This is a genomic window from Clavibacter californiensis (genome assembly GCF_021952865.1).
Classification (GTDB): Bacteria; Actinomycetota; Actinomycetes; order Actinomycetales; family Microbacteriaceae; genus Clavibacter; species Clavibacter californiensis.
In genome coordinates this window covers 2472209-2495935 of record NZ_CP040792.1, presented here as the reverse complement: position 1 = coordinate 2495935, position 23727 = coordinate 2472209, and the positions used below count along the sequence as shown (strand labels likewise).

General features: G+C 75.3%; 23 protein-coding genes. 8 read left to right on the top strand and 15 right to left on the bottom strand.

From position 1 onward, the window contains the following. Nucleotides 1-21: 21 nt before the first annotated feature. Nucleotides 22-2901, bottom strand: coding sequence for a molybdopterin-dependent oxidoreductase (locus FGD68_RS12035; protein ID WP_237609485.1), 2880 nt, complete (start codon nucleotides 2899-2901; stop codon nucleotides 22-24). Then, complete coding sequence (locus FGD68_RS12030; protein ID WP_237609484.1) at nucleotides 2898-3809, bottom strand: FAD binding domain-containing protein; 912 nt, start codon at nucleotides 3807-3809, stop codon at nucleotides 2898-2900. Before FGD68_RS12030 ends, FGD68_RS12035 begins: the two co-directional genes overlap by 4 nt. Nucleotides 3810-3982: 173 nt before the next feature. On the opposite strand from FGD68_RS12030, the gene FGD68_RS12025 reads away from it, so the two are divergent. The 3 genes from FGD68_RS12025 (at nucleotide 3983) to FGD68_RS12015 (ending at nucleotide 7529) form a co-directional block, all read left to right on the top strand. Continuing rightward, the gene (locus FGD68_RS12025; RefSeq protein ID WP_237609483.1) at nucleotides 3983-4714 is read left to right on the top strand and encodes a hypothetical protein; all 732 of its coding nucleotides are present in this window, start codon (nucleotides 3983-3985) and stop codon (nucleotides 4712-4714) included. A 170-nt stretch (nucleotides 4715-4884) separates the two neighbouring features. Then, nucleotides 4885-6552: a stealth family protein gene (locus tag FGD68_RS12020; RefSeq protein WP_104234897.1), complete on the top strand. Its 1668-nt coding sequence runs from the start codon at nucleotides 4885-4887 to the stop codon at nucleotides 6550-6552. Continuing rightward, on the top strand, nucleotides 6549-7529 hold the full coding sequence (locus FGD68_RS12015) for a DnaJ domain-containing protein (RefSeq protein WP_237609482.1): 981 nt from the start codon (nucleotides 6549-6551) through the stop codon (nucleotides 7527-7529). Before FGD68_RS12020 ends, FGD68_RS12015 begins: the two co-directional genes overlap by 4 nt. Before the next feature lie 7 nt (nucleotides 7530-7536). Here FGD68_RS12015 and FGD68_RS12010 read toward each other — a convergent pair whose 3' ends face one another. The 3 genes from FGD68_RS12010 to FGD68_RS12000 form a co-directional block, all read right to left on the bottom strand. Further along, nucleotides 7537-7794: a hypothetical protein gene (locus FGD68_RS12010; protein WP_119373822.1), complete on the bottom strand. Its 258-nt coding sequence runs from the start codon at nucleotides 7792-7794 to the stop codon at nucleotides 7537-7539. Between the two features lie 76 nt (nucleotides 7795-7870). Then, on the bottom strand, nucleotides 7871-8908 hold the full coding sequence (locus FGD68_RS12005; protein ID WP_119373823.1) for a hypothetical protein: 1038 nt from the start codon (nucleotides 8906-8908) through the stop codon (nucleotides 7871-7873). Nucleotides 8909-9130: 222 nt separating this feature from the next. Then, the gene (locus tag FGD68_RS12000) at nucleotides 9131-9565 is read right to left on the bottom strand and encodes a hypothetical protein (protein ID WP_119373933.1); all 435 of its coding nucleotides are present in this window, start codon (nucleotides 9563-9565) and stop codon (nucleotides 9131-9133) included. A gap of 92 nt (nucleotides 9566-9657) precedes the next feature. Here FGD68_RS12000 and FGD68_RS11995 point away from each other — a divergent pair, with 92 nt between their 5' ends. Then, nucleotides 9658-10623: a 3-methyladenine DNA glycosylase gene (locus FGD68_RS11995; RefSeq protein WP_237609481.1), complete on the top strand. Its 966-nt coding sequence runs from the start codon at nucleotides 9658-9660 to the stop codon at nucleotides 10621-10623. Here the strand turns inward: FGD68_RS11995 and FGD68_RS11990 are convergent. Next, a complete protein-coding gene (locus FGD68_RS11990) occupies nucleotides 10620-11048 on the bottom strand; it encodes an RNA-binding S4 domain-containing protein (RefSeq protein ID WP_119373846.1) in 429 nt (142 codons plus the stop codon). The two genes, FGD68_RS11995 and FGD68_RS11990, sit on opposite strands and share 4 nt — an antisense overlap. Nucleotides 11049-11091: 43 nt before the next feature. Between FGD68_RS11990 and FGD68_RS11985 the strand changes: the two genes are divergently transcribed. Beyond that, nucleotides 11092-12585, top strand: a complete 1494-nt coding sequence (locus FGD68_RS11985) for a flavin monoamine oxidase family protein (RefSeq protein WP_237609480.1) — start codon at nucleotides 11092-11094, stop codon at nucleotides 12583-12585. Here FGD68_RS11985 and FGD68_RS11980 read toward each other — a convergent pair. The 3 genes from FGD68_RS11980 to FGD68_RS11970 form a co-directional block, all read right to left on the bottom strand. Then, nucleotides 12582-13154: a hypothetical protein gene (locus FGD68_RS11980; protein WP_119373849.1), complete on the bottom strand. Its 573-nt coding sequence runs from the start codon at nucleotides 13152-13154 to the stop codon at nucleotides 12582-12584. The genes FGD68_RS11985 and FGD68_RS11980 overlap by 4 nt on opposite strands. Further along, entirely contained in the window at nucleotides 13139-13315 is a 177-nt protein-coding gene (locus tag FGD68_RS11975; RefSeq protein WP_182480998.1) for a hypothetical protein, read from the bottom strand. The genes FGD68_RS11980 and FGD68_RS11975 overlap by 16 nt, the downstream gene beginning before the upstream one ends. Nucleotides 13316-13378: 63 nt before the next feature. Continuing rightward, nucleotides 13379-14164: a Pr6Pr family membrane protein gene (locus FGD68_RS11970; protein ID WP_237609479.1), complete on the bottom strand. Its 786-nt coding sequence runs from the start codon at nucleotides 14162-14164 to the stop codon at nucleotides 13379-13381. Between the two features lie 116 nt (nucleotides 14165-14280). Between FGD68_RS11970 and FGD68_RS11965 the strand changes: the two genes are divergently transcribed. Then, nucleotides 14281-15288 carry an NADP-dependent oxidoreductase gene (locus FGD68_RS11965; protein ID WP_237609478.1) on the top strand — a complete coding sequence of 336 codons (1008 nt, stop codon included), beginning with the start codon at nucleotides 14281-14283 and terminating at the stop codon, nucleotides 15286-15288. Between the two features lie 40 nt (nucleotides 15289-15328). On the opposite strand, the gene FGD68_RS11960 is transcribed toward FGD68_RS11965, so the two are convergent. Continuing rightward, the gene (locus FGD68_RS11960; protein WP_104234889.1) at nucleotides 15329-15808 is read right to left on the bottom strand and encodes a hypothetical protein; all 480 of its coding nucleotides are present in this window, start codon (nucleotides 15806-15808) and stop codon (nucleotides 15329-15331) included. A 40-nt stretch (nucleotides 15809-15848) separates the two neighbouring features. Between FGD68_RS11960 and FGD68_RS11955 the strand changes: the two genes are divergently transcribed. Then, nucleotides 15849-16811 (top strand): NUDIX domain-containing protein, encoded by a 963-nt coding sequence (locus FGD68_RS11955; protein ID WP_237609477.1) that lies wholly within the window; start codon nucleotides 15849-15851, stop codon nucleotides 16809-16811. On the opposite strand, the gene FGD68_RS11950 is transcribed toward FGD68_RS11955, so the two are convergent. The 5 genes from FGD68_RS11950 to FGD68_RS11930 are packed head-to-tail and all read right to left on the bottom strand — an operon-like array spanning nucleotide 16808 to nucleotide 22514. After that, complete coding sequence (locus FGD68_RS11950; RefSeq protein WP_237609476.1) at nucleotides 16808-18385, bottom strand: inositol monophosphatase family protein; 1578 nt, start codon at nucleotides 18383-18385, stop codon at nucleotides 16808-16810. The two genes, FGD68_RS11955 and FGD68_RS11950, sit on opposite strands and share 4 nt — an antisense overlap. Beyond that, nucleotides 18382-19533, bottom strand: a complete 1152-nt coding sequence (locus FGD68_RS11945; protein ID WP_237609475.1) for an ABC transporter ATP-binding protein — start codon at nucleotides 19531-19533, stop codon at nucleotides 18382-18384. Before FGD68_RS11945 ends, FGD68_RS11950 begins: the two co-directional genes overlap by 4 nt. 7 nt (nucleotides 19534-19540) lie before the next feature. Next, nucleotides 19541-20356, bottom strand: coding sequence for an ABC transporter permease (locus tag FGD68_RS11940; protein ID WP_119373345.1), 816 nt, complete (start codon nucleotides 20354-20356; stop codon nucleotides 19541-19543). Next, complete coding sequence (locus tag FGD68_RS11935) at nucleotides 20356-21309, bottom strand: ABC transporter permease (protein WP_043586431.1); 954 nt, start codon at nucleotides 21307-21309, stop codon at nucleotides 20356-20358. Before FGD68_RS11935 ends, FGD68_RS11940 begins: the two co-directional genes overlap by 1 nt. Next, nucleotides 21306-22514, bottom strand: a complete 1209-nt coding sequence (locus FGD68_RS11930; RefSeq protein WP_237609474.1) for an extracellular solute-binding protein — start codon at nucleotides 22512-22514, stop codon at nucleotides 21306-21308. Before FGD68_RS11930 ends, FGD68_RS11935 begins: the two co-directional genes overlap by 4 nt. A 112-nt stretch (nucleotides 22515-22626) precedes the next feature. Here FGD68_RS11930 and FGD68_RS11925 point away from each other — a divergent pair, with 112 nt between their 5' ends. Continuing rightward, a complete protein-coding gene (locus tag FGD68_RS11925; protein WP_104234883.1) occupies nucleotides 22627-23700 on the top strand; it encodes a LacI family DNA-binding transcriptional regulator in 1074 nt (357 codons plus the stop codon). Nucleotides 23701-23727: the final 27 nt, after the last annotated feature.

Genomic DNA, 23727 nt, shown 5'->3' with positions numbered 1-23727 from the left:
CGCCGCGACCGACGTCCCCGGCTACTCCCGCGTCCCGCGCTCCCCGAGCGTCGTCGGGCTGTCGAACCGCGGCTGCGGGCCGCCGCCGTGGAGGAGCCGCCACACGCGGTCGCGCGACATGGGCAGGTCGTGCGGGCGGATCCCGATCGCGTCGCGCACCGCGTTGGCGAGCGCGGGCGCGACCGGGTTGTAGGGCGCCTCGCTCATGGACTTCGCGCCGTGCGGCCCGTTGTCGTCGTGCGTGGCGGCGAAGAGCACCTCGGTGACGGGCAGGTCGGCCAGCTGGGGGATGTGGTAGTTCCGCAGCACGTCCGTGAGGATCCGCCCCTCGCCGTCGTGCACGACCTCCTCGAACATGGCCGTGCCGATCGCCTGCGCGGTCCCTCCCTCCACCTGGCCCCGCAGCTGCGCCGGGTTGAGGACCGTCCCGGCGTCGACGGCCTGCACGGAGCGGAGGATGCGGACCTCGCCCGTCGCGGGATCCACGGCCACCCGGAAGGCGTGCACGTTGAACGCGAGCGAGCGCAGCGCGCCGTCCTCGTGCGCCGCCGCGGACAGGCCGTCGGGCCCGACCAGCTCGGCGATGGGCACAGCGACGCCGTCGGCGACCAGCGCGTCCGGCGTGAGCGCGAACGCGTCGGCGGCGATCCCCGCGCGCGCGGCGGCCGCCTCCCGCAGCATGCCGGCGAGCGCGGTCGCGGCCCCGTGCACGGCCTTGCCCGCGACGACCGTGCCCGCGGAGCCGAACGCACCCGTGTCGTAGCGGGTGACGTCGGTGTCGGACTGGCGGATGCGGATCCGGTCGGGCGTCGTCCCCAGCGCCGTCGCGGCGAGCTGCGCGTGCACCGTGGTCGTCCCGTTGCCGAACTCGGCCGTGCCGACGGACACCGTCACGACCCCGTCCGCGGCCATAGCCACGGTCACGTCGGCGAAGTGCCCGCGGGGCGGCATCGTGGCGATCATCGCGGCGGCCATGCCCTCGCCCACCAGCCAGCGGTCGCCCTCCGGCACCGGATCCCCGCCGCCGTCGCGCAGCGCCTGCTCGGCGAGGTCGAGGCACTGGTCGAGGCCGTAGCTCCCGCCGAAGCCGAGGTCGGGGCCTTCGGCGTGCGTGATGATCAGCGGGTCGCCCGGCACGACCGCGTTCCGTCGCCGGATCTCGAAGCCCGAGATGCCGAGCTTCCGCGCCAGCTCGTCGAGCGCGGACTCGATCGCGAAGATCACCTGCCCGAGGCCGTAGCCGCGGAACGCGCCCGACGGCAGGTTGTTCGTGTAGACGCTCTGCGCGTCCACTCGCTTGGCGGGCGAGCGGTACAGCGCGACCGACTCGTTGCAGCCGTGGAACATGACGCCGGGCCCGTGGTTGCCGTACGCGCCCGTGTCGGAGAGCACGTCGACGGCGAGCGCCGTGAGCACGCCGTCGGCCGTCGCGCCGACCGTCACGCCCACGCGCATCGGATGCCGCGCGGGGGAGAGCGTGAACTCGTCCGACCGGGTGAACTCCAGCTGCACCGGGCGGCCGGTGGCGAGCACGGCGAGCGTGACGACGTCCTCGGTGAGGATCTCCTGCTTGCCGCCGAACCCGCCGCCGACGCGCGCCGTGAAGACGCGCACCTGATCCGGCGAGAGCTCGAACAGCCGGCAGATCTCGCGCTGCACGAGGAACGGCACCTGCGAGCTGGTGCGGAGGACGAGGCGGCCCTCCTCCATCCAGCCGACGGTCGCGTGCGTCTCGAGGTGCGTGTGCGCGACGCGGTGCGTGGACCACGTGCCCGTCACGACCTCGTCGGCGCGCGCGAGGCCGGCCGCCACGTCGCCGTGCTCGCCGTGCATCTCCGCGACGACGTTGCGCTGCGGGTCGGCGAGGCGCGAGACGGCGGGATCCTTGTCGCCGTGCACCAGGGGAGCGCCCGGCCGCCTCGCGTCCTCGGGGTCGAAGACGGCGGGCAGCACCTCGTAGTCGACCCGCACCAGGCGCACGGCCGCCTCCGCGATCCCGATGTCGTCGGCGATCACCGCGGCCACGCGCTGCCCGCGGAAGCGCACGACGTCGTCGAACACGCGGCTGTCGTCGGGATCGTCGAAGCGGTCCTCGTGCCGGGCGGACGAGTAGAGCGTGGCGGGGGAGTCGTGGTGGGTGAGCACGGCGTGCACGCCCGGCAGCGCGAGCGCCTCCGTCGTGTCGATGGAGCGGATGCGCGCGTGCGGGTGCGGGCTCCGCACCAGGCTCGCGTGCAGCAGGCCGGGGATCGCCACGTCGAGCGTGTACGGCTCGAGGCCGCTGACGACGCGCTCGCTCGCGGGCGCGTGCAGCGACGTGCCGACGCGGCCGGTCTGGGCGCGCTCGGCGGCGCGGGCGTCGTCGGCCGTCGCGGCGGACCCGGCGGCGGGAGCGGATCCCGTCGCCCGCACCGGCCCGAGCCCCTCCGGCCGCCCGCCGCCGCAGCCCTCGGCGTGCGCGTGGTCCGCGCCGCCGTGCTCCCCGCGGATCGCCTCGTCGATCGCCCGGTACCCCGTGCACCGGCAGAGGCTGCTCTTCATCAGGCGCGGCAGGTCGTCGAGGTCGCCAGCGCCGAGCGACGCCGCCGTCACGACCATGCCGGGCGTGCAGAACCCGCACTGGAACCCGGCCGCCTCCACGAACCGCTCCTGCACCGGATGCAGGTCGCCCGGGGTCCCGAGCCCCGCCGCGGTCGTGACCTCGCGGCCCTCGGCCCGGAACGCCGGCAGGATGCACGAGTGCACGGCCTCGTCGTCGAGGAGCACGGAGCACGCCCCGCAGTCGCCGGAGTCGCAGCCCTTCTTCACGCTGAACACCTCGTGCGCGCGCAGCCACGTGCGCAGGCTCTGGCCGGGCGCCGGCTCTCCGGGGATCTCGCGGCCGTCCACGGTCATGCTCACGAGCGTGCTCCTGCCGTCGTCGTGGCGGCGGCGCCGGGCGGCGTGCCGCGCTCACCGGAAGCCGGCCCGTCGCCGGAGCCCGTGTCGTCGCCCGCCAGCTCGGCGCGGATCTCCTCCGCCAGCAGCGCGCTCACGGCCCGGCGCCAGTCGGCGGCTCCGTGCGCGTCGGTGAACCAGGATCCGATCGCCCGCACGTCGTCGGCGAGCGCGTCGGACGCGGGGAGCGCGGGGTAGCGCAGCAGCTCGGGCCGGAGCGTCGCGCCGGTCACGGTGAGCGTGAACGCGCCGCCCTCGTCGAGCCGGCCGATCACCACGGACCCGGACCGGCCGATGGGCGACAGCGCGATCTTGCGGAACGCCGTCCGGGCGCGCAGCGAGGCCGCCGGCACGTGGATCGAGCGGAGCACGTCGCCCGGGCGGAGCGCGGTGGTCCGGTCGCCGGTCACGAGCTCCGCCACCTGCATCCGCTCGTCGCGGGCGGGGTCGTCGGGCGTCGCGGCCCGCCAGATGAGCGCCTCGGCGTCGAGGGCGGACGCGAGCGCCGTCATCGGCCCCGCGGGCAGCGCCGAGCAGATGTTCCCCCCTACGGTCGCGACCCGCCAGATCTTCGTCGACCCGAACAGGGCCGTGCACGCCTGCAGGAACAGCGGGTGCGCCGCCCAGCCGTCCCGCGGCGGGATCCCGGCGACCTCCGCGATCGTGCACGTCGCGGCGATCTCGAGCCCGTCGTCCGTGACCGCGAGCGACTCCCAGCCGAGCGCGTGCAGGTCGACGAGACCGGTGAGATGCGGGTGCGGCTCGGCGAAGATGCCGGATCCGCCCGCGAGCGCCGCCACGCTCGGCCCCAGGGCGGCGAGGTCGTCGCGCGTCCGGGCGGGCACTACGGAGCGGACGGTGGGCTGGTCCATGGGTCTCCTCTGAGGGCGTCCCGGTCGACGGCCGCGGGTCCTCCGGGGAGCGCGGGCGTGCACGGTGTGTGACAGCGATCCTCGCATCCGCCCGGCCCCGCCCCCGCCCGCGCGCCCCCGAGTTGCCGCCGTCGGGACGCGCTGCCACTCTCGGGTCGAGACCCGGGGAGACCATGAGCATCCGCACCACCGCCAGCGCCGCCCGTCCCCGCCGTCGACCTCGCGGCCGCCGCGCGCTCACGGCGACCGGATCCGCGCTCGCCGCGTCCCTGCTCCTCGCCGGCTGCGCCTCCGCCCCCGACAGCCCTCCGGCACCGCCGTTCGACGCCGTCGCCCTGCCGGCCGAGGCGCCCACCGCGGTCCCGGACCAGCGCGTCGCGGCGGGCGAGGTCGTCGCCCTCGCGAGCGCGGATGCGGACGGCGCCGCGGGTCCCGTCGTCGCCACCTCCGTGCTGGGCGTCGCCGAGGGCCGGCCCGCCTACTGGTCCGGCTACGAGGACGGCGCGCGCTTCGCCGACCGGATCCCGTTCTTCGCGTTCGTCCAGACGCGCTGGCTCGAGGGCGAGCGCGGCCCCGCGAACGGTCCGGTGCTCCGCCCCTTCCTCGCCGACGGCACCGAGGTCGACATCATCCAGCGTCAGGTCGGCGGCGTCAGCGCGTCCGCGGAGTGCCCGTACGAGATGCCCGTCCTCCGGCCGGACGACGGCCACGCCGCCGAGGAGCACCTGGAGTGCGTCGTCTACGCCGTGCCCGTCGGCCAGGAGCTCGCCGAGCTGCGCTGGCACGACGTCCCGCGCACCGTCCCCGAGACGCCGGATCCCGCGACGCACCCGTTCCTCGCGGCGCCCGGCGTCTGGGAGGTCGCCGCCCTCCCGGCGGACGCCGAGCCCGAGGCCGAGGGATGACGCCGCCGCGCCGCGCGCGCCGACACAGTCGAGGACCGGGAACCGACCGCGCCTGATCGGGGGCAGCCCCCGACCGGGGGCGCGCACCCGCGCTCGGTAGAATGATCCGTCGCCACCCGTCGGGTCGGGCGGCCGCACCAGGCACACGAGAAGCACCAAGGGGATGATCCATGGCGGGCAGCGCACGGCAGTTCAACGTAGCGCTCGAGCCGACGGTCGATCCCGCCACCAGCGAGGAGGAGTTCTCCCGCCAGGACGACGCGGTCGCGCCCGCCCCCGCCACGTGGCCCACCACGCACCACCGCCCCGACGTGGTCGTCCGCAAGGGCCTCGCCACGCTCGTCAACCGCACGCTCACGCCGCACCAGGCTCTCGTGACCGACCTGCTCTTCATCCGGGACGCGCTGCTCGCGACCGGCATCGACTTCTGGCTGATCCGCGGCAACGACGAGCGCCCGGTCATCGCCATCGACGTGCAGAACCGCGACACGGTCGTCCGCGCCCTCGTCGCCGCGTGCGCCGACGAGCCGCTGTACGCCAAGACGGTGGACGGCCGCCGCCGCCCGCCGCTGCTCGTCGCCGACGGCCGCCTCACCGACAACCCCGACGCCGGGATCTTCCGCCTCTACCGCCCGCGGATCGAGCCGGTGGGCCTGCTGGCGTACGGCGCGTCCACCGCGGTCGAGCTCCAGTTCTTCCGCTTCGAGGGCGAGACCATCGTCTGGCCGGTCGAGAACTCGCTCACCCGTGAGATCCTGCCCGCCGCCGAGGTCGTGCCCACCACGGTCGAGATGTACGGCCACGAGTGGAAGACGCTCCGCGGCATGTTCGACGCGCAGGCGTCCGACATCACCTTCGACATCGACATGGTCTTCTCCTGGGTCGACGGCAACGACCCCGAGTTCCAGAAGCGGCGCGCCGAGCGCATGAAGGACGTCGTGGTCGGCGAGGGCGACGACTCGGAGGCCCGCTTCCGTCAGATCGACGAGCTCAAGTACGCGCTCCGCTCGGTGTACCTGTTCGCGCCGTGGGTGCGGCGGATCTTCATCGTCACCGACTCCCCGAAGCCGTCGTGGCTGGCCGACCACCCCGCCGTCACGTTCGTGCGCAGCGAGGAGTTCTTCACGGATCCCGCCGCCCTCCCCACGCACAACTCGCAGGCCGTCGAGTCGCAGCTCCAGCACATCCCGGGGCTCAGCGAGCACTTCCTCTACTCGAACGACGACATGTTCTTCGGCCGCCCCGTGCAGCCCGGCATGTTCTTCTCGCCCGGCGGGATCACCAAGTTCATCGAGGCGTCCACCCGCATCGGCCTGGGTGACAACGACTCCGACCGCAGCGGCTTCGAGAACTCGGCGCGCGTCAACCGGCGCCTGCTCATGGACCGCTTCGGCCGCCTCATCACCCGTCACCTCGAGCACGCGGCCACGCCGCTGCGCAAGAGCGTGCTGCTGGAGCTCGAGCAGGAGTTCGCGGAGGACTTCCACCGCACGCAGCTCAGCCGCTTCCGCTCCAGCACCGACATCTCTGTCACCAACTCGCTGTACCACTACTACGCCCAGATGACCGCGCGTGCGGTGCAGCAGGAGAACGCCAAGGTCCTCTACGTCGACACGACGTCGCGGGCCGGGCTCGACCTCCTGCCCGGGCTCCTCAAGCGCCGGTCGCAGGACTTCTTCTGCCTGAACGACGGATCGTTCCCCGAGGTGCCGGCCGACGAGCGCCAGGCGCGCGTGCAGGAGTTCCTCGAGCGCTACTACGGCATCCCGGCGCCCTGGGAGGCGGAGGTCGCTGACGCCGCCGACCCGTCCGGCGCGCCCGCCGCTCCGGCCGAGTGACCCGCGCGGGGAGCCCCGCCGACCGCACGCCGTACGAGGTGCTCGGCGTGGATCCCGCGGCTGACGTCGCCGCCCTCCGCGCCGCGTACCGGCGGCTCGTGCGCGCCACCCATCCGGACACGGGCGGCGAGGCGCACCTGTTCCACGCGGTGCAGCGCGCGTGGGAGCTCGTGGGGGATCCCGACGACCGCGCCGCGTACGACCGGGGCCAGGGGCGCACGACGACCGCGGACGACGACCCGCTCGGCCCGGACGACGCCGGGTACGCGCCCGCGCCCGGATCCGGCACGCGACTCGGAGCGGCCGTCCACGGCGTCGCGGGCGCGCTCGCCCGCGCCCACTACCTCGACCGCGTGGCCGAGTGGCAGGGCGTCGCGCCGGGCGGCGACCTCGGCGTGGATCCCTGGTCGCCCGAGCTCGTGCGCCGCGCCCCGCGCGACGTCCGCTGGCTGCTCGCGAAGGCCCTCGCCGAGGAGGCGACCGCGCGGGCCGCGGCGTCGCTCGGCATGGGCGCCACGATCTTCCACGACGTGCGCCCGCTCGCCAGTGCGGGCAAGGTCGACCACGTCGTGCTCGCGCCCGCCGGCCTCTTCGCGCTGAGCTCCGAGGACTGGGGCACGGCCGTCCAGCTGGTGCGCGGCGAGCTGCAGCCCGTCGCGGCGGATCCCGACGGCGCCTTCGCCCCGGGCGACGCGCCCGTCACGTGGCTGGTCGGCGCCGCGCGCTCGCTCGCGGCCTCGGCGGGCGTGCGCTTCGCGGCCGCGGTGGTCGTCGTCCCGGACGACGCGCTTGCGCAGCCCGTCGAGCGGGTCGAGCGTGGGCGCAACCGCGGCGCCCTCGTCGTCCGCCGATCCGTCCTGCCGCTCGTGCTGCGCGACGGCGTCTCGGAAGACGGGCGGCTCAGCGTCGCGGATCCCTACGCCGTCCGCGCGCTGCTCCGCGAGCGGCTGACGCTGCTCGGGCCTGCGGCGGGCTGACGCCGGATCAGGCGGGCAGGTCGGTGGGCGCGTCGCCCGCGCCGTCGCCCGTGTCGGCCGCGTCCTCGTCGGTGCCGAGCGAGTCGCCGCCGCTGGAGAGTCCGCCGTCGCCGGGCGCCTCGTCGTCGTCGACGTGCTGGATGCTCTCGCCGCCGGGGACCGTGCCGCCGACGCTCGCGTCGGAGTCGCCCTCGCCGGGCACGGCCTGCGTGACGCCGGGGGCGCCCTGGACGGTGGACAGGGGATCGATGTCGGAGTCGCTCATCACCCGACCGTACGCCGGAGCACCGCGGACGTCCGGCCCGCCGAGACGCGCACCCGCCGCCCAGCCGACGCGCGGCTCAGGCGGCGGGGGAGAGCGGGGAGCCGATCTCGTCGACGCAGCGGGCGAAGTCGGCGGCGAGCGACGCGAGCTCCCCGGCATCCGGGCGCGGATCCGGGAAGAGCCCCCGCGCCTCACCGGCGTCCCGACCGGCGAACACCAGGGCACGCTCGTGCAGCCGCCTGTCCCCGGCGGCGACGCACGCGTCCCCCATGACGCCCAGGTGGTGACCGACCCGCGCCTCGAGGCCCGCCGCCCGGGCGTGGGCCACGCGCCAGAGGATCGGCGTGCGCGGGTTGTGCAGCGTCGTCGTCGCGACGACGCGGTCGACGGCCGCGTCGAACTCGTCGACGGCGAGGATCGCCCGTCCGCTCCGGGACCCGACCCGGATGAGCTGGCAGACCTCGACGGCCGTGGTCGGCGTCCGCGAGTCCGGCCCGCCCACGGCGGGCGGCACGGCGTCGTCGAGCGCCGCGACGTAGTCGAGCGCCGCGTCGAGCAGCGGACCCCCGCCGTCGCGGCTGTCCTCGGCCGAGCGCCGCGCGAGCTCGAGCGCCTCGCGCTCGTCGCCCACGGCGACCAGCGTCTTGAGCAGCGAGATCCGGCTGCGCAGCCGCAGCATGAACATGGCGCCCCCGAGCACCGCCGGGCGCGCATCCCGGCCGCGCACGAGGTCGACCCCCAGGATCTCGTCGCGATCCGGCTGCCGTCCGCTGGACAGCTCGTGGACCTCCCGCAGGAGCGCGATGGCGGCGCGCGGCTGACCGGCGTAGCGGAGGAGGTCGGCGTGGTTGATGACGCATTCGACGCCGTACCGGATCGCGTCGGCGTCCGTGCGCAGGAGCCGGTCGGCGGCGGCGATCCCGCGGTCCAGCAGCGCGGACGCCCGCTCCGCCTGGCCCGCGCGCGCCAGCACGAGGGTGAGCGTGTTCAGCGCGAGGAACAGGTGGTCGGGCGTGCGGTCGTCGCCGCCGGCGACGTACCGCCGGGCGTTGTCGACCAGCTCCGAGGTGCGCCACAGCTGCGGGGGCGTGTCGATGAGGGTCTCGTTGATCATGCGGTGGCAGGCCTCTTCCCGTGGGGCGCCGGCGTTCCGGCGCTCGTGTCGCGCCGTCGGGCGCCCCGCGTCCCGACGGCCGTGGGCGGGGTCGCCGGCCGGATCGGGACGCCAGGCCCACGCTAGGCCGCACGTCCCGCCGGGCGCCCGTCCCGTCCACACCCGCGGCCCACGCACGAGCGCGCCGCCCGCGATGCGGACGGCGCGCTCGTGGACGGCGACTCAGTCGATGCGCGTGAGGCTCTCGAGGCGGCCGAGCAGATCCCGGTCCTGCGCGTCGAGGTCGCCCTCGGCGGCGACGACGCGGATGGCGGCCTCGAAGTCGAGGTCCTGGTCGTCGGCGACGCCCGCGACGTCGGCCACGACCCAGAGGAAGCTCACGAGCTCGGGGAGGATCTCGGACAGCACGGCGTCCGGGAAGATCGCCGCGGCCTGGCGGAACATGCGGTCGGTGGCCGGGCCGCCGAACGCCTGGTCGAGGTCGGCGACGATGCCGTCGTCCTCGTCGAGGTCGGTGGAGATCCAGTTGGCGACGTGCTCGCCGTCGAGGTGGATCGCGGAGATGAAGAGGGGCTCGCCGCCCGACTCGCTCTCGACGATCTCGGTGATCGTGTAGCCGGCGACGCCGGGAGGCGTGAGAAGGGAGTCATCATCCATGCGCTCATGCTATCCGGGGCGGGGCGTCCGGAGGGCCCGGAGTCCCGCGCCATCCGGCGGATCCGGGCGGATCCCGCGGGTAGCCTCGACGGATGACCCCCGCCGCCGACCTCGCGCCCTCCGCGGCGACGGTCCCGGCGACCGGCGCGGAGGCGCGCGACCTGCCCGAGGTGCTGGATGCCGCCGCTTGGCGCGCCCGCGCCGCCCGCCACGCCGACCGCGCCGACGCGTTCTCCGCCGGGTTCCGCGCGCGCCGCCTCGCCGGCCGCACCCACGAGGTCGACGACTTCCTCTTCACCTACTACCCGCACAAGCCGTCGCTCCTCCGCCGCTGGCACCCGGGCGCGGGCGTCGTGCTCGCGGCCGCGGCGGGCGACGAGCGCGCAGCCTGGCGCTGGTACGTCGCGGACGCCGACCGGGTGGCCGGCGGCGTGCGGGTCGACGCGTCCGGGTATCTCGAGGCGCGTGGATCCACCGCGTCCTTCATCGAGCGGATCCTCGGCCGCACCGCCGCGCGCCCCGGCCGCTTCTCCTGCTTCGGCCTGCACGAGTGGGCGATGGTCTACAGGGTCGGGCCTGGCGAGCAGCGGCACGAGCGGCTGCCGCTGCGGCTCGGATCCGCCGCGACCGACGAGGTCGTCGAGACGCACAAGCTGGCCTGCACGCACATCGACGCGTTCCGGTTCTTCACGCCCGAGGCCGTGCCGCGGAACGCGCTCGCGCCGACCCGCGAGACCCAGCCTGACCTCGAGCAGCCCGGCTGCCTGCACGCCGGCATGGACGTCTACAAGTGGGCCACGAAGCTCGGCCCGCTCGTGTCCGGCGAGCTGCTGCTCGACGCGTTCGAGCTCGCCCGCGACATCCGCTCGCTCGACATGCGCGCGAGCCCGTACGACGTGTCCGGCCTGGGTCTCGAGGCGGTGCGCATCGAGGAGCCCGCGGGCAAGGCCCGCTACGCGGCCGAGCAGCGCGGGTTCGCGGAGCGGTCGAACGATCTGCGGGCGCGGATCCTCGTCGAGCTCGCGCACGCGCGTCGCGCGGCGGCCGCCGGGCTCTAGCGCCCGCGCATCCCCTCCGGGTCGCGCAGCCGCTCGATCTCGCGCCGGTCGCGCTTCGTCGGGCGTCCCGCGCCGCGGTCCCGCACGATCGTCGCGGGCGCGGCGTCGCGCGGCGGCGGCGGGGGAGTGAGGTCGGTCATCGCCTCCGCGGCGATCGCGGGTCCCACGCGCTTCACGAGCGTGCGGCGCACCACGAGGATCCGCTCGGCACCTGCGACGCGCACGCGCACCTCGTCGCCGGGCCGCACGGACTGGGACGCCTTCGCCCGCTCGTTGGCCACCTTCACGTGCCCGGCCCGGCAGGCGGCCGTCGCCTGCGAGCGGGTCTTGTAGATCCGCACGGCCCAGAGCCAGCTGTCGACCCGGACCGCGGCCTGCGCGGCGTCCGCGGGCCGCGCGGGGGGCGGGGCGGCGTCGGCGGGCATCCTCCGACCCTAGGCGACGGCTCCCCGGTACGCTGGCCCGAGCATGTCGATCTCCCGCCGCACCCTCCTCGCCGCGTCCGTGTCGGGGTTGTCGCTCCTCGGGCTCGCGGCGTGCACGCGGACGACGCCGACGCCCGCGACACCCACGGCCACCCCCTCCACGACGCCGACCCCCACGCCCACCGCGGGAGCAGCCGGCCTCCCCGAACCCGTCGCCTTCGCGCGCTCCGACTGGGCGGGCGACCCGTTCGCGCGCGGATCCGGCAGCTTCCTCCGACCCGGCGCCACGACCGCCGACCGCGAGGCGCTCGCCCGCCCCATCCAGGACCGCGTGTTCTTCGCCGGCGAGGCCACGAGCGCCGACCGCCCCGGCACGGTCGCGGGCGCGTACGCGTCGGGGCTCCGCGCGGCGGGCGAGGTGGATCGCGCGGGCGCCGGATCCGAGCGCGTCGCGGTCGTCGGCGCCGGCATCGCGGGCACCGCGGCCGCCCGCTCCCTCCGCGACGTGGGGCACGACGTCGTCCTCGTGGAGGCGCGCGCGGACCTCGGCGGCCGGATCCGCGCGGCCGGCGGCACCGACTGGCCGCACCCCGCGGAGCTGGGCGCGCTCTGGATCGCCGCCGACGGCGACGACCTGCTGCGCGACGCCATCGAGGCCGCCGGCATCACCCGCTACGGCCTCGCGCTCGTCGCGGAGGACCGCGGACCCGACGGCGCGGTGCTGGAAGCCTCGAGCGCGGGATCCGACGCCCTCGCCGCCGCGCGCGCCTGGGCCCTCGCGCAGCCGGGAGCCGTGAGCCTCGCCGCGGCCCTGCGCGAGACCGGCGCCGACGCCCTCTCCACCGAGGGTGGCGCCGCGTCCCCCGCCGCCCGCCTCGCCGCGCTCCTGGCGACCGACGTCGCGATCGCCCACGGCGCCGCGTCCGACGAGCTCTCGGGCGCCCACGGCCTCGACGAGCCGGCGCCCGTCGGCAACGTCGCCGTCACGGGCGGCTTCGCGGGCCTCGTGCAGCACCTGCTGCGCGACCAAGACATCGACGTGCTGCGGGAGTCGACCGTCTCGCGGATCGCGTACGGCAACGGCCGGGTGGGGCTGCGGCTCGGATCCGGCGAGTCGCTCTCGGTCGACCGCGTGGTCGTCACCGTGCCGCTCGGCGTGCTGCAGGAGGGCGCGATCGCCTTCGACCCCGCGCTCCCCTCGTCGCATGACGTCGCCATCCGCGCCCTCGGCCCCGGCCGTGCGGACCGCATCTGGCTGCGCTTCGCCGAGCCGTTCTGGTCGACGACGGCCACGGTCTGGACCTCCTACGACGAGGACGGCCGCTTCACCCGCTGGTACAACCTCATGCCGATCTCGGGTGAGCCCGTCCTCATGGCCGAGGTGGGCGCGGAGGCGGCGGAGCGGATCGCGGCGATGGACGACGAGGCGCTGCGGGCGGCGGCGCTGCGCTCGCTCGCGCCGTTCGCGGATCCGGAGCTCCTGGCGGAGGGGACGGCCACCCCCGACCCGGGCCCGAGCGCCGAGCCGACCCCCTAGACCGCGGTACCCGCCGGGCCGTCCCGGAGCGCGTCGCGCCTGCTCTCGCTGCGCGCCAGGCGGCGCCGGGTCTCGGCCATCTCGTACGGCAGCAGCCAGCCGACGAAGCTGCTGAGCACCTGCTGGGCTCCGTCGCGGTCGACGCCGACGAGGTCGACGATGCGGGCGATCGCGTCCTCGTGGGACTCCGCCCGCGCGAGCGTCGCGCCGAGCGCCTCCAGGTCGGCACCGGCGGCGAGCCGTGCCCTGTCGGCGGAGATCTGCGTCTCGACGGCGCTGCGGCCGGCGGCCGCTCCGAGAGCTGTGACAGCTCCCGGGACGTGTCGCGCGATCATCGCGGCCGTGACCCGCACCGGCAGCGGGTCGGCCGTGCGGATCCCCAAGGCGGGCATCGTCGCGCGTGCCTCGTGCTCGCCGGGCTCCAGGTCGCGCCACTGCGACGTGGCCACGTGGACGGGCACGCGCGTGCTGTCACCCGGATCCAGCGGCACGGCGCCGTGCGACCCGTCGACGGACGCGAAGTCGATGCCGCGTACGACGCCGCCGCGCGGCGTCAGGCCGCCGACCACGTGGAACGACGCGACGGGCCCCAGCGTGCGTCGCCGACGTTGACCACGAGGGCCTCCGGATCCGGGTCGTCCCGCACCACCGACGGCCAGCGCAGCTCGAGCACGGGCCCACGTGCCGCGTCATCGGGTCGGGCAGCGCCGCCTCCGTCGTCGGTGACCATCCGTCCATGCTGTCACGCGACCGCGGGGCGCCACGGGAGCCGGCCGATGCCGTGGTCCGTCCCTCAGCGGCGGACGGTCTCCCTGTCGCCCGCGGATCCCCGCGCCTGCCGGGGCGCCGGTGCCCCCGCGCTCTCCGCGACCGCCTCGCCATCGGCACCCGACGGCGCGGGCTCCCGGGAGGGCGTCCCGCACGGCGCGTCGCCGTCGTGCGTCCGCCTCCGGGGCCCGCCGTCGGCCGGCCGGACGCGACTGAGCGCCACGACGAGCGCGGACACCCCCGCCAGCACGCCCGCGACGAGCGCCAGCCACGCGGCGATCTCGAACGGGACGCCGACCTGCGCGGGATCCAGGAAGAAGTACGGGTACCAGCCGACGCGCGGACCGCGGACCTCCGTGAACGCGCACCAGGCCACCGGGAAGGGCATCGCCCAGCCGACGGCCTTCCACGTGACGCGCGGGCGTCCCGGCGCGAGGGTCCAGTCGAGGAGCGCGTACGCGGGGATCACGAAGTGCAGCAGCCGGCTCGACCACGGCACCTCGACGTAGTACGCCTGCGAGCTCGACTCCAGCACGATGAGGCCGAAGACCACGCCGGACACCACGACGTAGCTCAGCACGACCGCGCGCACCGCGGCCATGAGCGGCGGCTCGGCGCGGCCGCGGAGGGCCTGCAGCCCGGAGGCGGCGAGCACGACGACACCGGCCATCCCGCTCTGCGTCGTGAAGTAGCTGAACCAGTTCTCGGCCGCGAAGGTCGTGAAGCCCTGCACGTAGTCGAAGTCGCCCGCGAGCGCGACGACCACGACGATCGCGGCGACCAGGCGCACGCCACCGAGGATCCTCTGCACGTGACTCCGATCGCGGCCGACTCCTGGCATGCCGGCCGCGTCCAGTCTACGAACGAGGTCTCACGATCGGCTCCGTGCCCTCGCGCGTCGCGGGCGGGAGCGGCAGGATGACGCCCATGAGCCCTTCATCGCGATCAACCAGCCAGCAGGTGCAGTTCGGATCCTTCGGCGGCGTCGACGTCCTCGAGGTCGTCGACGTCCCGCGTCCCTCACCCGGCCCCGGCGAGGTGCTCGTCGAGGTCTTCGCGGCGGGCATCAACCACATCGAGGCGTACATCCGCCAGGGCCGCTTCCCCGACGAGGTGCCGACCGCGTTCCCCAACGGCCAGGGCAGCGACTTCGCCGGATGCATCGCGGCGGTCGGCGAGGGCGTCACGCGCTTCAAGAAGGGGCAGGACGTCCTCGGCCACACCGTCATGGCCGCGCACGCGACGCACGTGGTCGTGCCCGCGGGCAACGTCGTCCTGAAGCCCGCGCAGCTCCCGTGGGAGGTCGCGGGCGGCCTCTTCCTCGCCGGGCTCGTCGCGCACGACGTGCTGCACGCGGTCACGGTCGCCGAGGGCGACACGCTCGTCGTCACCGCGGCGGCCGGCGGCGTCGGCAGCATCGAGGCGCAGCTCGCCATGAGGCGCGGTGCCCGTGTCATCGGCACGTGCGGCGAGCGGAACTTCGACTACCTGCGCCAGATCGGGGTCACCCCGGTCGTCTACGGCGACGGCCTGGCCGACCGGATCCGCGCGGCGGCGCCGAACGGCGTGCAGGGCTTCGTCGACAACTTCGGCGGCGGCGAGGACGTGGCCGAGGAGCTGGGCGTGGCGGGCAAGCGCTTCAGCTCGAGCGACGACCGTCGGGCGATCGAGCTCGAGGCCGTCCTGCCGCCCGTGGACGAGGACGACGTCCATCGCTCCCGCACGCTCGCGACGGTCGCGGAGCTCGCGGCCAAGCGCGAGGTCGACGTGCTCGTCTCGGGCTTCTACCCGCTGGCCGAGGTCCAGGAGGCGTTCGACGACCTGGAGCGCCGGCACGCGCGCGGCAAGATCGTGCTCGGGATGCGGCCCGTGCACTACCCGGGCGACCGGCGCAGCACGGCGAAGGCGCGCGACGTGGCGGAGGGGCGGGACTGACGCGCCGCGCGTGATGCGCGCCGGGTGATGTCCGCCGGGGTCAGCGCCCGACGACCTCGGCGGGCTCCGGCTCGGCAGGGGTCTCGATGTGCGCCTCGCGCCACCGCAGCAGGTCGCGCACCGCGGGCGACTCGTCGCACTCGAGCATCGCGACCGCAGCGCGCGGCGTCGCGTCGTTGACGGCGAGCCAGGAGCGCACGCGCTCGGAGGTGTCGCCCACCAGCATCGTGAGCACGGCAGCCGGCGCCTGCGGGTTGCGCGCCAGGCACGCGCGCACGCCCTCGTCGGCGTCGCGGGCGAGCGCCTGCTGCACGTCGAGCGGAGCGTGCAGGCTGCTCGCCACGCTCTCGCGCACCTTGGGGTCGCGGTGCTCGGCGAGCAGGCGGAGCCGGCGGATCTTGCTGGGCGTGACCTCGGGCGCGGGATGCAGCGCGGCGGCCTGCTCCGCGGTGAGGACGGCGGGCGCGGTCCGGTGCAGGGCCTCGAGCTGCGCGGCGGTGGTGAACCTGATGCACGACATGCCCCGACGTTATCGAAGGTGCCCGTGAGATGGTGGATCCATGACCGCCGACCGCCCGCCCGAGCTCCCGCGCGGGGCGCATCGCGACAGCGGCGACGCATGGGTCGAGAGCCCCGAGGGCCAGCGGTTCTGGGGCGCGTTCGGCGCCGCCGGGCTGCTCGTGCACGACCCGGATCGCGGCGTCCTGCTCCAGCACCGGGTCGCATGGAGCCACCATGGCGGCACGTGGGGCCTGCCCGGCGGCGCACGTCACGCGGGCGAGTCCGCCGTGGACGGCGCCGCGCGCGAGGCCGCCGAGGAGGCGGGGGTGCCGCCCGCGGGGATCCGCCCCGTGCTGGCGACCGTGCTCGACCTCGGCTTCTGGAGCTACACGACCGTCACGGCGCGCACCATCCGCCCGTTCGAGCCCCGCGTCGCGGACGCCGAGAGCATCGAGCTGCGCTGGGTGCCCGTGGTCGAGGTCGACGGGCTCGAGCTGCACCCGGGCTTCGGCCGCGCCTGGCCCATGCTGCACGGAGAGCTCGCGCGCGAGGTCACGCTGGTCGTCGACACCGCCAACCTGCTCGGCTCCCGGCCGGACGGCTGGTGGCGCGACCGCGCCGGATCCACCGCCCGCCTCCTCGCCGCGCTCGACGCGCTCGCGCGCGACGGCCTGCCCGCCGCGGCGCTCGACCTGCCGGGCGCCGTGCGCTGGCCCGACGTCGTGGCGGTCGTGGAGGGGGACGCGCGCGACGCGTCGCTCCCGGCGGAGCCCGCCGCGGCTGCCGCGTCGCCCACGCTCCGCGCGCCCGGTGTCGCGGTGGTCGCCGCGCCAGCCGACGGCGACGGCGACGGCGAGATCGTGCGCGTCGTCGGCGCGGCGCGCGACGCCGGGCGCGAGGTCCTGGTGGTCACGGCCGACCGCGGTCTCGTCGCCCGCGTCGAGGCGCTCGGCGCACGCGTCGTCGGGCCCGGCCGGGTCCGCGCGCTGCTCGACGCGCGCGCGGACCGCGACGCGGGCTAGGCGGCCGGAGCGCGCGTCGGCAGCGCGGCGGAGGTCGCCTCGACGATCCCGGCGCGCCAGAGCGCGTGCAGGGCCCGTGCGGTCTCCGGGTCGCGGGCCGCGAGCACGCCGCCCGACACCGGGAACAGCGTGTCCTCGCCTTCCGCGTCGAGCACGACGCCGCCTGCCTCGCGCACGATGAGCGTCGCCGCGAGGTGGTCGACGGGGCCGAACGCGCCGATCACCGCGCCCGCGCCGTGGCCGAGCGCGATGCCCGCGACCGTGAGCGTGCCCGACCCCATGATCCGCAGCGTGCAGTACCGCGCGGCGAGCGCGTCGAGCAGCGGCAGCATCCCCGGCCACGGCGCGTGCCCCGCGAGCTCGGTGCTCACCATGCGGCCGCGGAGGGGATCCGCGTCGGGCACGTGGACGCCGCCCGGCGTCGCCCGCAGGTCGAGGCGCGCGCCGGCGGACCAGGCGCCCTCGCCCGCGGCGGCCTCGACGACCGTGCCGCGCCAGGGATCCGCCACGACGCCCACGACGGGCTCGCTGTCGACCACGAGGGCGAGCGAGAAGCTCGTCCACGGCACGCCGTTGGCGAGGTTCGCGGTGCCGTCGACGGGGTCGAGGTACCAGCACGGGCGGCCGGGCACGGCCTCGCCGCCGTACTCCTCGCCGACGAGCACGTGGTGCGGGAACTGCGCCCCGACGACCGCGCGCACGTCGCGCTCGACGGCCCGGTCGATCTCCGTCACGTGGTCGGCGGGGTTCGCCTTCGTCGTCACGGCCCCGACCTCGTGCGAGCGGACGTGGTGGACCGCCCGCCCCGCGAGGTCGCGCGCCGCGGCACGGGCGCGGGTCCGCTCCGCGGCGGGCGCGGTCGCGCGGGCGTCCGCGGCGGCGGGGTCGGCCTCCCGGCGCGCGAGCACGTCGAGGAGCGTCGCCAGCTCGTTCGTGGTGATCGCGTCGACGCCGATCGACGCCAGCCACTCCATCTGGGCGGGCTCGTCCACGGTCCAGCAGGTGACGCCCGCGCCGAGCGCGTGCACGGCGTCCACGAGCGCGCGGCCGACGAGGAGGTGCGGCATGTTGACGACGGCGGGCCGGAGCTCCGCGAGATCGTCCGCGGTGGGCGGCTGGGGGTCGGCCCACGGCAGCCAGATGGCGGCCGCGGGGTCGAGCTCGCGGATCACGCGCATGCCGTCGAGGTGCCCGCACCAGGCCACCCGCGGCGTGCGCGGGGCGGCCCGGACGACCGCGTGCGCGGCGGCGGCCGGATCCCCGGACGCCATGTCGATCACGAGCTCGACGTCCGTGCCCGCCAGGAGCTCGAGCGCCTCGGCGAGGAGCGGGATGCGGAGTTCCCCGCCGCCGAGCGCGCGCACGTCGGCGAGGTCGAGGTCCGCGACGCGCGCGTCGACGCCCCACAGGCGCTCGAGGGTGTCGTCGTGGAGGAGGACGACCTGGCCGTCGCGCGTGACGTGCACGTCGACCTCGACCGTCCGGGCACCGGCCTCAGCCGCCGAGAGGATGGCCGCCAGCGTGTTCTCGCGCTGCCGGGAGGAGTCGCCGCGGTGGGCGGTCGCGGCCGTCATCGCGCGTCGCCCGCCGTGGCGCCGTCCGGCACCAGGACCCCGCCGCGGTAGTGCCGCACCGCGCGGAGCGTCACGGTGCCGGCCTCGCCGACCGCGGGCGCGGATGCGGTCACGAGCGCGCGCACCTCCACGCCGCCCGCGTCCAGGACGAGCTCCTGGAAGTGGCCGTGCGGCAGCACCCGGCGCACGACCACGGAGGTCGCGTCGGTCTCGGGCCGGATCCCGCGCGGCGCGTAGGTCACGTCCTCGGGGCGGACGGCCCAGACGTCGGCGTCGGCGGAGGTGGGCGCGAACGCCACGGGCGGGCCGGCTGTGAGGGTCTCGGGCGTCGTGCCCTGCAGGCGCGGCGTCGGCAGCAGGTTCATGCTGCCGATGAACGACGCGACCACGAGGGTCCGCGGCCGGGCGTAGAGCTCCGTGGGGGCCGACACCTGCTCGATGCGGCCCTGGTGCATCACGGCGACGCGGTCGGAGATGGCGAGCGCCTCGTCCTGGTCGTGCGTGACCATGACGGTCGTGATCCGCAGCCGCTGCTGGATGTCGCGGATCTCCTCGCGCACCTTCACGCGCAGCTTGGCGTCGAGGTTCGACAGCGGCTCGTCGAGGAGCAGCAGGTCGGGCTCCTGCACGATCGCCCGGGCGAGCGCCGCGCGCTGCTGCTCGCCGCCGGAGACCTGCGTGGGGCGCGAGTGGGCGTGGTGCCCGAGGTTCACGGTCTCGAGCGCGGCCATGACCCGACGGGTGATCTCGTCCTTGGACAGCTTCTTCAGCGTGAGCGGGAAGGCGACGTTCTTGAACACGGTGAGGTGCGGCCAGAGCGCGTAGTTCTGGAACACCATCGCGCTCGGCCGCTTGGCGGGGCCGGCGGCGGTGACGTCGCGGCCGCCGATGACCACGGATCCGCGGTCGGGCTCGAGGAACCCGGCGATCATGCGGAGCGTGGTGGTCTTGCCGCAGCCGGACGGGCCGAGGAGCGCGACGAGCTCGCCGCGCGCGACGTCGAGGTGGAGGTCGTCGACGATGGTGCGGCCGCCGAGGTCCTTGGAGAGCCCGGCGACGACGAGGCCGGACGGCGCGGCGGTCCCGGTGCCGTCGTCGTGCGCGCGCGGGAGAGCGGCGGTGGGGGAGGTGGGGGCGGATGCGGTCATGACCGGCCTAACGGATCTGGAAGCCCTCGGCCAGACGCCCGCCCATGATGTGGCGGCGGGCGAGCAGGAGGAGGGCGACGGAGGGGACGGAGAGGAGGATCGCGAACACGGCGGCGACCTGCTTCGGGTGGTTGAGGACGAGCGAGTACATCTCGGTCGGCATCGTCATGTAGACGGGCGCGCCCACGAGGTACGTGCCCTGCGCCTCGTCGAACGCGGCGAGGAACGACATGAGCACGGCCACGAGGATCCCGGGCAGCGCGAGCGGCAGGGTCACGTGCAGGAAGGTCCGCACGCGTCCTGCGCCCGCGTCGCGCGCGGCCTCCTCGAGGGAGCGCGGCACGGCGCTGAACGCGGCGGCCGGGATCCAGGTCATGAACACGACCGTGCCGATCAGCTGCACGATGACGATGCCCGTGACCGTGTTCATGAGGTGCAGCCCGTAGAACAGCGACGCCATCGACACGAAGAGCCCCATCTTGGGGAACGCGTTGGTGGCGAAGAGGCCCACCAGCAGGATCCGCCGGCCGGGGAACTGGAACCGGGAGAACGCGTACGCGGCCGGCAGGCAGACGAGCGCCGAGACGAGCACCGTGATGGGCGCGAAGTACAGCGAGTTGCGGACGGCCGCGGCGAGCTCGGCGTCCTCGAGCACCACGCGCCACCAGTCGAGCGTCAGGCCGGCGGGCACGAGGCTCGGGTAGTCCCAGCTCGTCGCGAACGCGTGCGCCGCGAGCCAGAGCAGCGGGCCGAGGATGAACACCGCGACGACCGCGAACAGCGCGGCCTGGATCCAGCCGCGGGCGGAGAGGAGGGCACGCATCAGACCCGGCCCTCCTTCTTCGCGGAGCGGAAGTTGGCCCGCACGTAGAGGAACGCGATGCCGGACGCGAGCACGAACACCACGACGGCCATCACGATCGACTGCTGCGGGTGGTTGAAGCCCGTGAAGTACTTCGAGATGTCGACGCCGAGCATGCTGGGCGCGTTGGGGCCGGTGAAGTACGGCACCGTGAAGGAGCCGAGCACGCCGATCGCCGTGAAGGTCGTGGCGATGACGAGCGGGATCGCGGCGAGCGGCACGAGCACCCGCGTGACGATGGCCCAGGTCGAGGCGCCCGCGTCGCGTGCGGCCTCGATCATGGCGTCGGGGATGCCCTGCACGCCGGAGGTCGCCATGAGCGTGGCGAACGGGAGGCTCGTCCACACGGATCCGATGACCACCGCCACCGTCGTGTAGCCCCAGGTCGGCCCCTCGAGGCCGACGAGCGCGAAGACCGTGCGGACGAAGCCGTCGCCCGAGTAGAAGGTGAGGATCGCCCACGACGCGATGACGACGGGGATGAAGAGCGGGACGATCGCGAGCCCCGCGAACACCGACGCGAGGCGGCCGCCGCGGAGGCGCAGGTTGAGCGCGATCGCGAGCGACAGGGCGATCACGATCGCGGTGGAGATCACCGTCACGAGCACCGTGACGCCGAGGTCGCGGAGGAACCGCGGGTCGGTGAACACGTCGACGTAGGCGTCGAGCGTGCCCCACCAGCTCGTGGCGGTGCGCGTGCCGAGGCCGATCGTGGCGATGGTGCTGTTGAGCCCGCCCGTGTGGCCGAGGCTGAAGCCGATCGCGAGGACGACGGGGATCCCGACGAAGAACGCGAGCAGGAGCGCGGGCGGGAGGGCGAGAGCCAGGCCGACGCCGGCGCGGCGGGTCTCCGGGGAGACCCGCCGCGCGCTGGCGGCCCGGGCGGCGGGATCCGCCGTCCGGACGGCCGTCACTGGCCGGGGACCTTCTGGTCCCAGAGGTTCGACATGTCCGACGCCATCTTGCTGTAGTAGCCGGGGCGGAGCGTCGAGGGGTCGGCCGAGGCGAACTGGGCTTTCAGGTCATCGGGCACCTGGTCGAGCGAGATCACGGGGTAGCCCGCGATGGTGCTGGCGATGATGGCCTGGCCCTCGGCGGAGAGCACGTAGTCGGCCAGCTTCTGCGCGACGTCCGCGTGCTCGGCCGTCTTCGGGATGCCGAGGAAGGACGCGCTGCCCGTGAAGGCGGGGTCGGAGATCTGCGCGTACTTCACGGTCGACGGGAGCGTGCCCGACTTCTGCGCCGTGATGACCTGGTCGCTCCAGACCGGGGCCATCTCGATGGCGCCCGTGCCGAGCAGGTCGAGCACCTGGTTGTTGCCGTTGGGGTACACGCCGCCCTGGTACATGGCGGGGTCCAGCCCCTTGAGCTCGTCGAAGCCGGCGTCCCACGCGCTCTCGAGCGACTGGTCGTAGCCGGTCGTCATCTTCTCGCGCGTGGCGTCGTCGACGTGCGTGTCGAGGACGGTCGTGACGAACGCCTGGCCGGATCCGCCGGTGGAGGGGGAGTTGTAGGCGAACTGGCCGGGGTTGGCCTGGATCCAGGAGAGCAGGTCCGCGAGGGTCTTCGGCGGGGACTGGACCTTCGTGGAGTCGTAGGCGAGGAGCACGGAGGAGGCGCGGTAGGGGATCCCGAAGCCGCCGCCGGACTGCACGGTCGTCTCCGGCACGGTCGCGAGGTTCGGGATGGTGTCGGCCGAGACGGGCGCGAGGAGCCCGCCGGTGCCGGCCGCCGCGGTGAAGCCCGCGTCGATGAGGTCGTAGCCGGGGTCGGATCCGCCCTGCACCGAGCTCGTGAGCGTGGCCATGGTCTGTGCGTCGTGCTCGCCGTGGAGGTCGAGCGTCGTGGTGACCGATGCGCCGGGGTTCGCCTTCTCGAACGCGGGGATGATCCCGTCGTCCCAGAGGGCCTGGACGTTGGTGTCGCCGGAGATGAAGACGCGGGCGGTGCCCGACGCGTCGGTGACGGCGTGGTTCTGGGCCTGGGCCTGCGTGCTCGTGGTGGGAGCGCAGCCCGCGAGCGCGACCGCGGCGGACGCGGCGGCGGCGAGGGCGAGGAGGGAACGGCGGGGGATCACGTGTCGGGTGTCCTTCTGCTGGGGGATCGATGCGGATCGCATCGTTTCGATGGTGTGGTCCTCCGGTGGCCCGGACGTGAACGGGGCGTTGCGATCCCGGTCCCCGAGGGCGAACGGGCGTGCCGGGGAGCCGGCCGTGAATAGGGTGGGCGGCATGAGGAGGAACTCGCCGCGCACCTCCGTGACCCTCGCCGACGTGGCCGCTCTCGCGGGCGTCTCCACCTCCACGGCGTCGCTCGCGTATCGCAGCACCGGCTCGATCACGCCGGCCACGCGCGCGCGGATCCTGCGCGCCGCCGCCAGCATCGGCTACGCGGGGCCGGATCCCACGGCCAGGTCCCTGAAGAGCGGACGCTCCGGCATCGTCGGCGTCGTCGTCGCGGGCAGCATCCGCCGCGCCTTCCAGAACCCGGTCGCGCTCGCGACCATGGCGGGCCTCAGCGAGGCGCTCGACGAGCTCGACGTGGGCCAGCTGCTGCTGCCGGGCCGCCGCGAGCCGCGTGAGGGATCCGCGCCGCTGCTCGAGGGCATGCCCGTCGACGCCGTGGTCTTCCTCACCCGCGGCGAGGAGGTGGATGCGCTCCTCCCCGGGCTGCGCGCGCGCAGGATCCCCATGGTCGGCGTCGAGGGGCCGCACGGGGAGGGCGTGGCCGTGGTCGACATCGACGACGCCCGCGGCATGGGCGAGCTCGCGCGCCACGTGCGCGCCCTCGGCCATCGCCACGTCGCCGTGCTGATGCGCACCACGCGGATCGAGGAGGACGGCCCGCCCGGCCCCGTGATCCCCGTGGGGCGCGACCTCGAGGAGATCGTCAACCGCACGATCCGGGAGCGGCTCCGCGCGGCGTGGAGCGTCTTCCCCGACGCCGTCCGCGTCGAGGCGGGCGGGCGCGACCTGGAGGCGGGGGAGCGTGCCGCCGGCGTGCTGCTCGACCTGCCGTCGCGGCCGACGGCGATCCTCGCCCAGAACGACATGCTCGCCGCGAGCACGATCCGCGCCGCCGCCGCCCGCGGGCTGCGCGTGCCGGAGGACCTCACCGTCACGGGCTTCGACGGCGCGCACCTGCCGTGGCTCGAGCGCCAGCTCACGACCGTGGAGCAGCCGCTGCATGACCGCGGGGTGCGCGCCGGGCGCATGGTCGGCGAGCTGCTCGCGGGCCGGGCGCCGGCGAGCGTCGTGCTGCCGGTGCGCGTGCGGATGGGCGACACGGCGGCGGCACCCGCCTGAGCCGCGGCGCCCCGCGCCTCGCGCCTC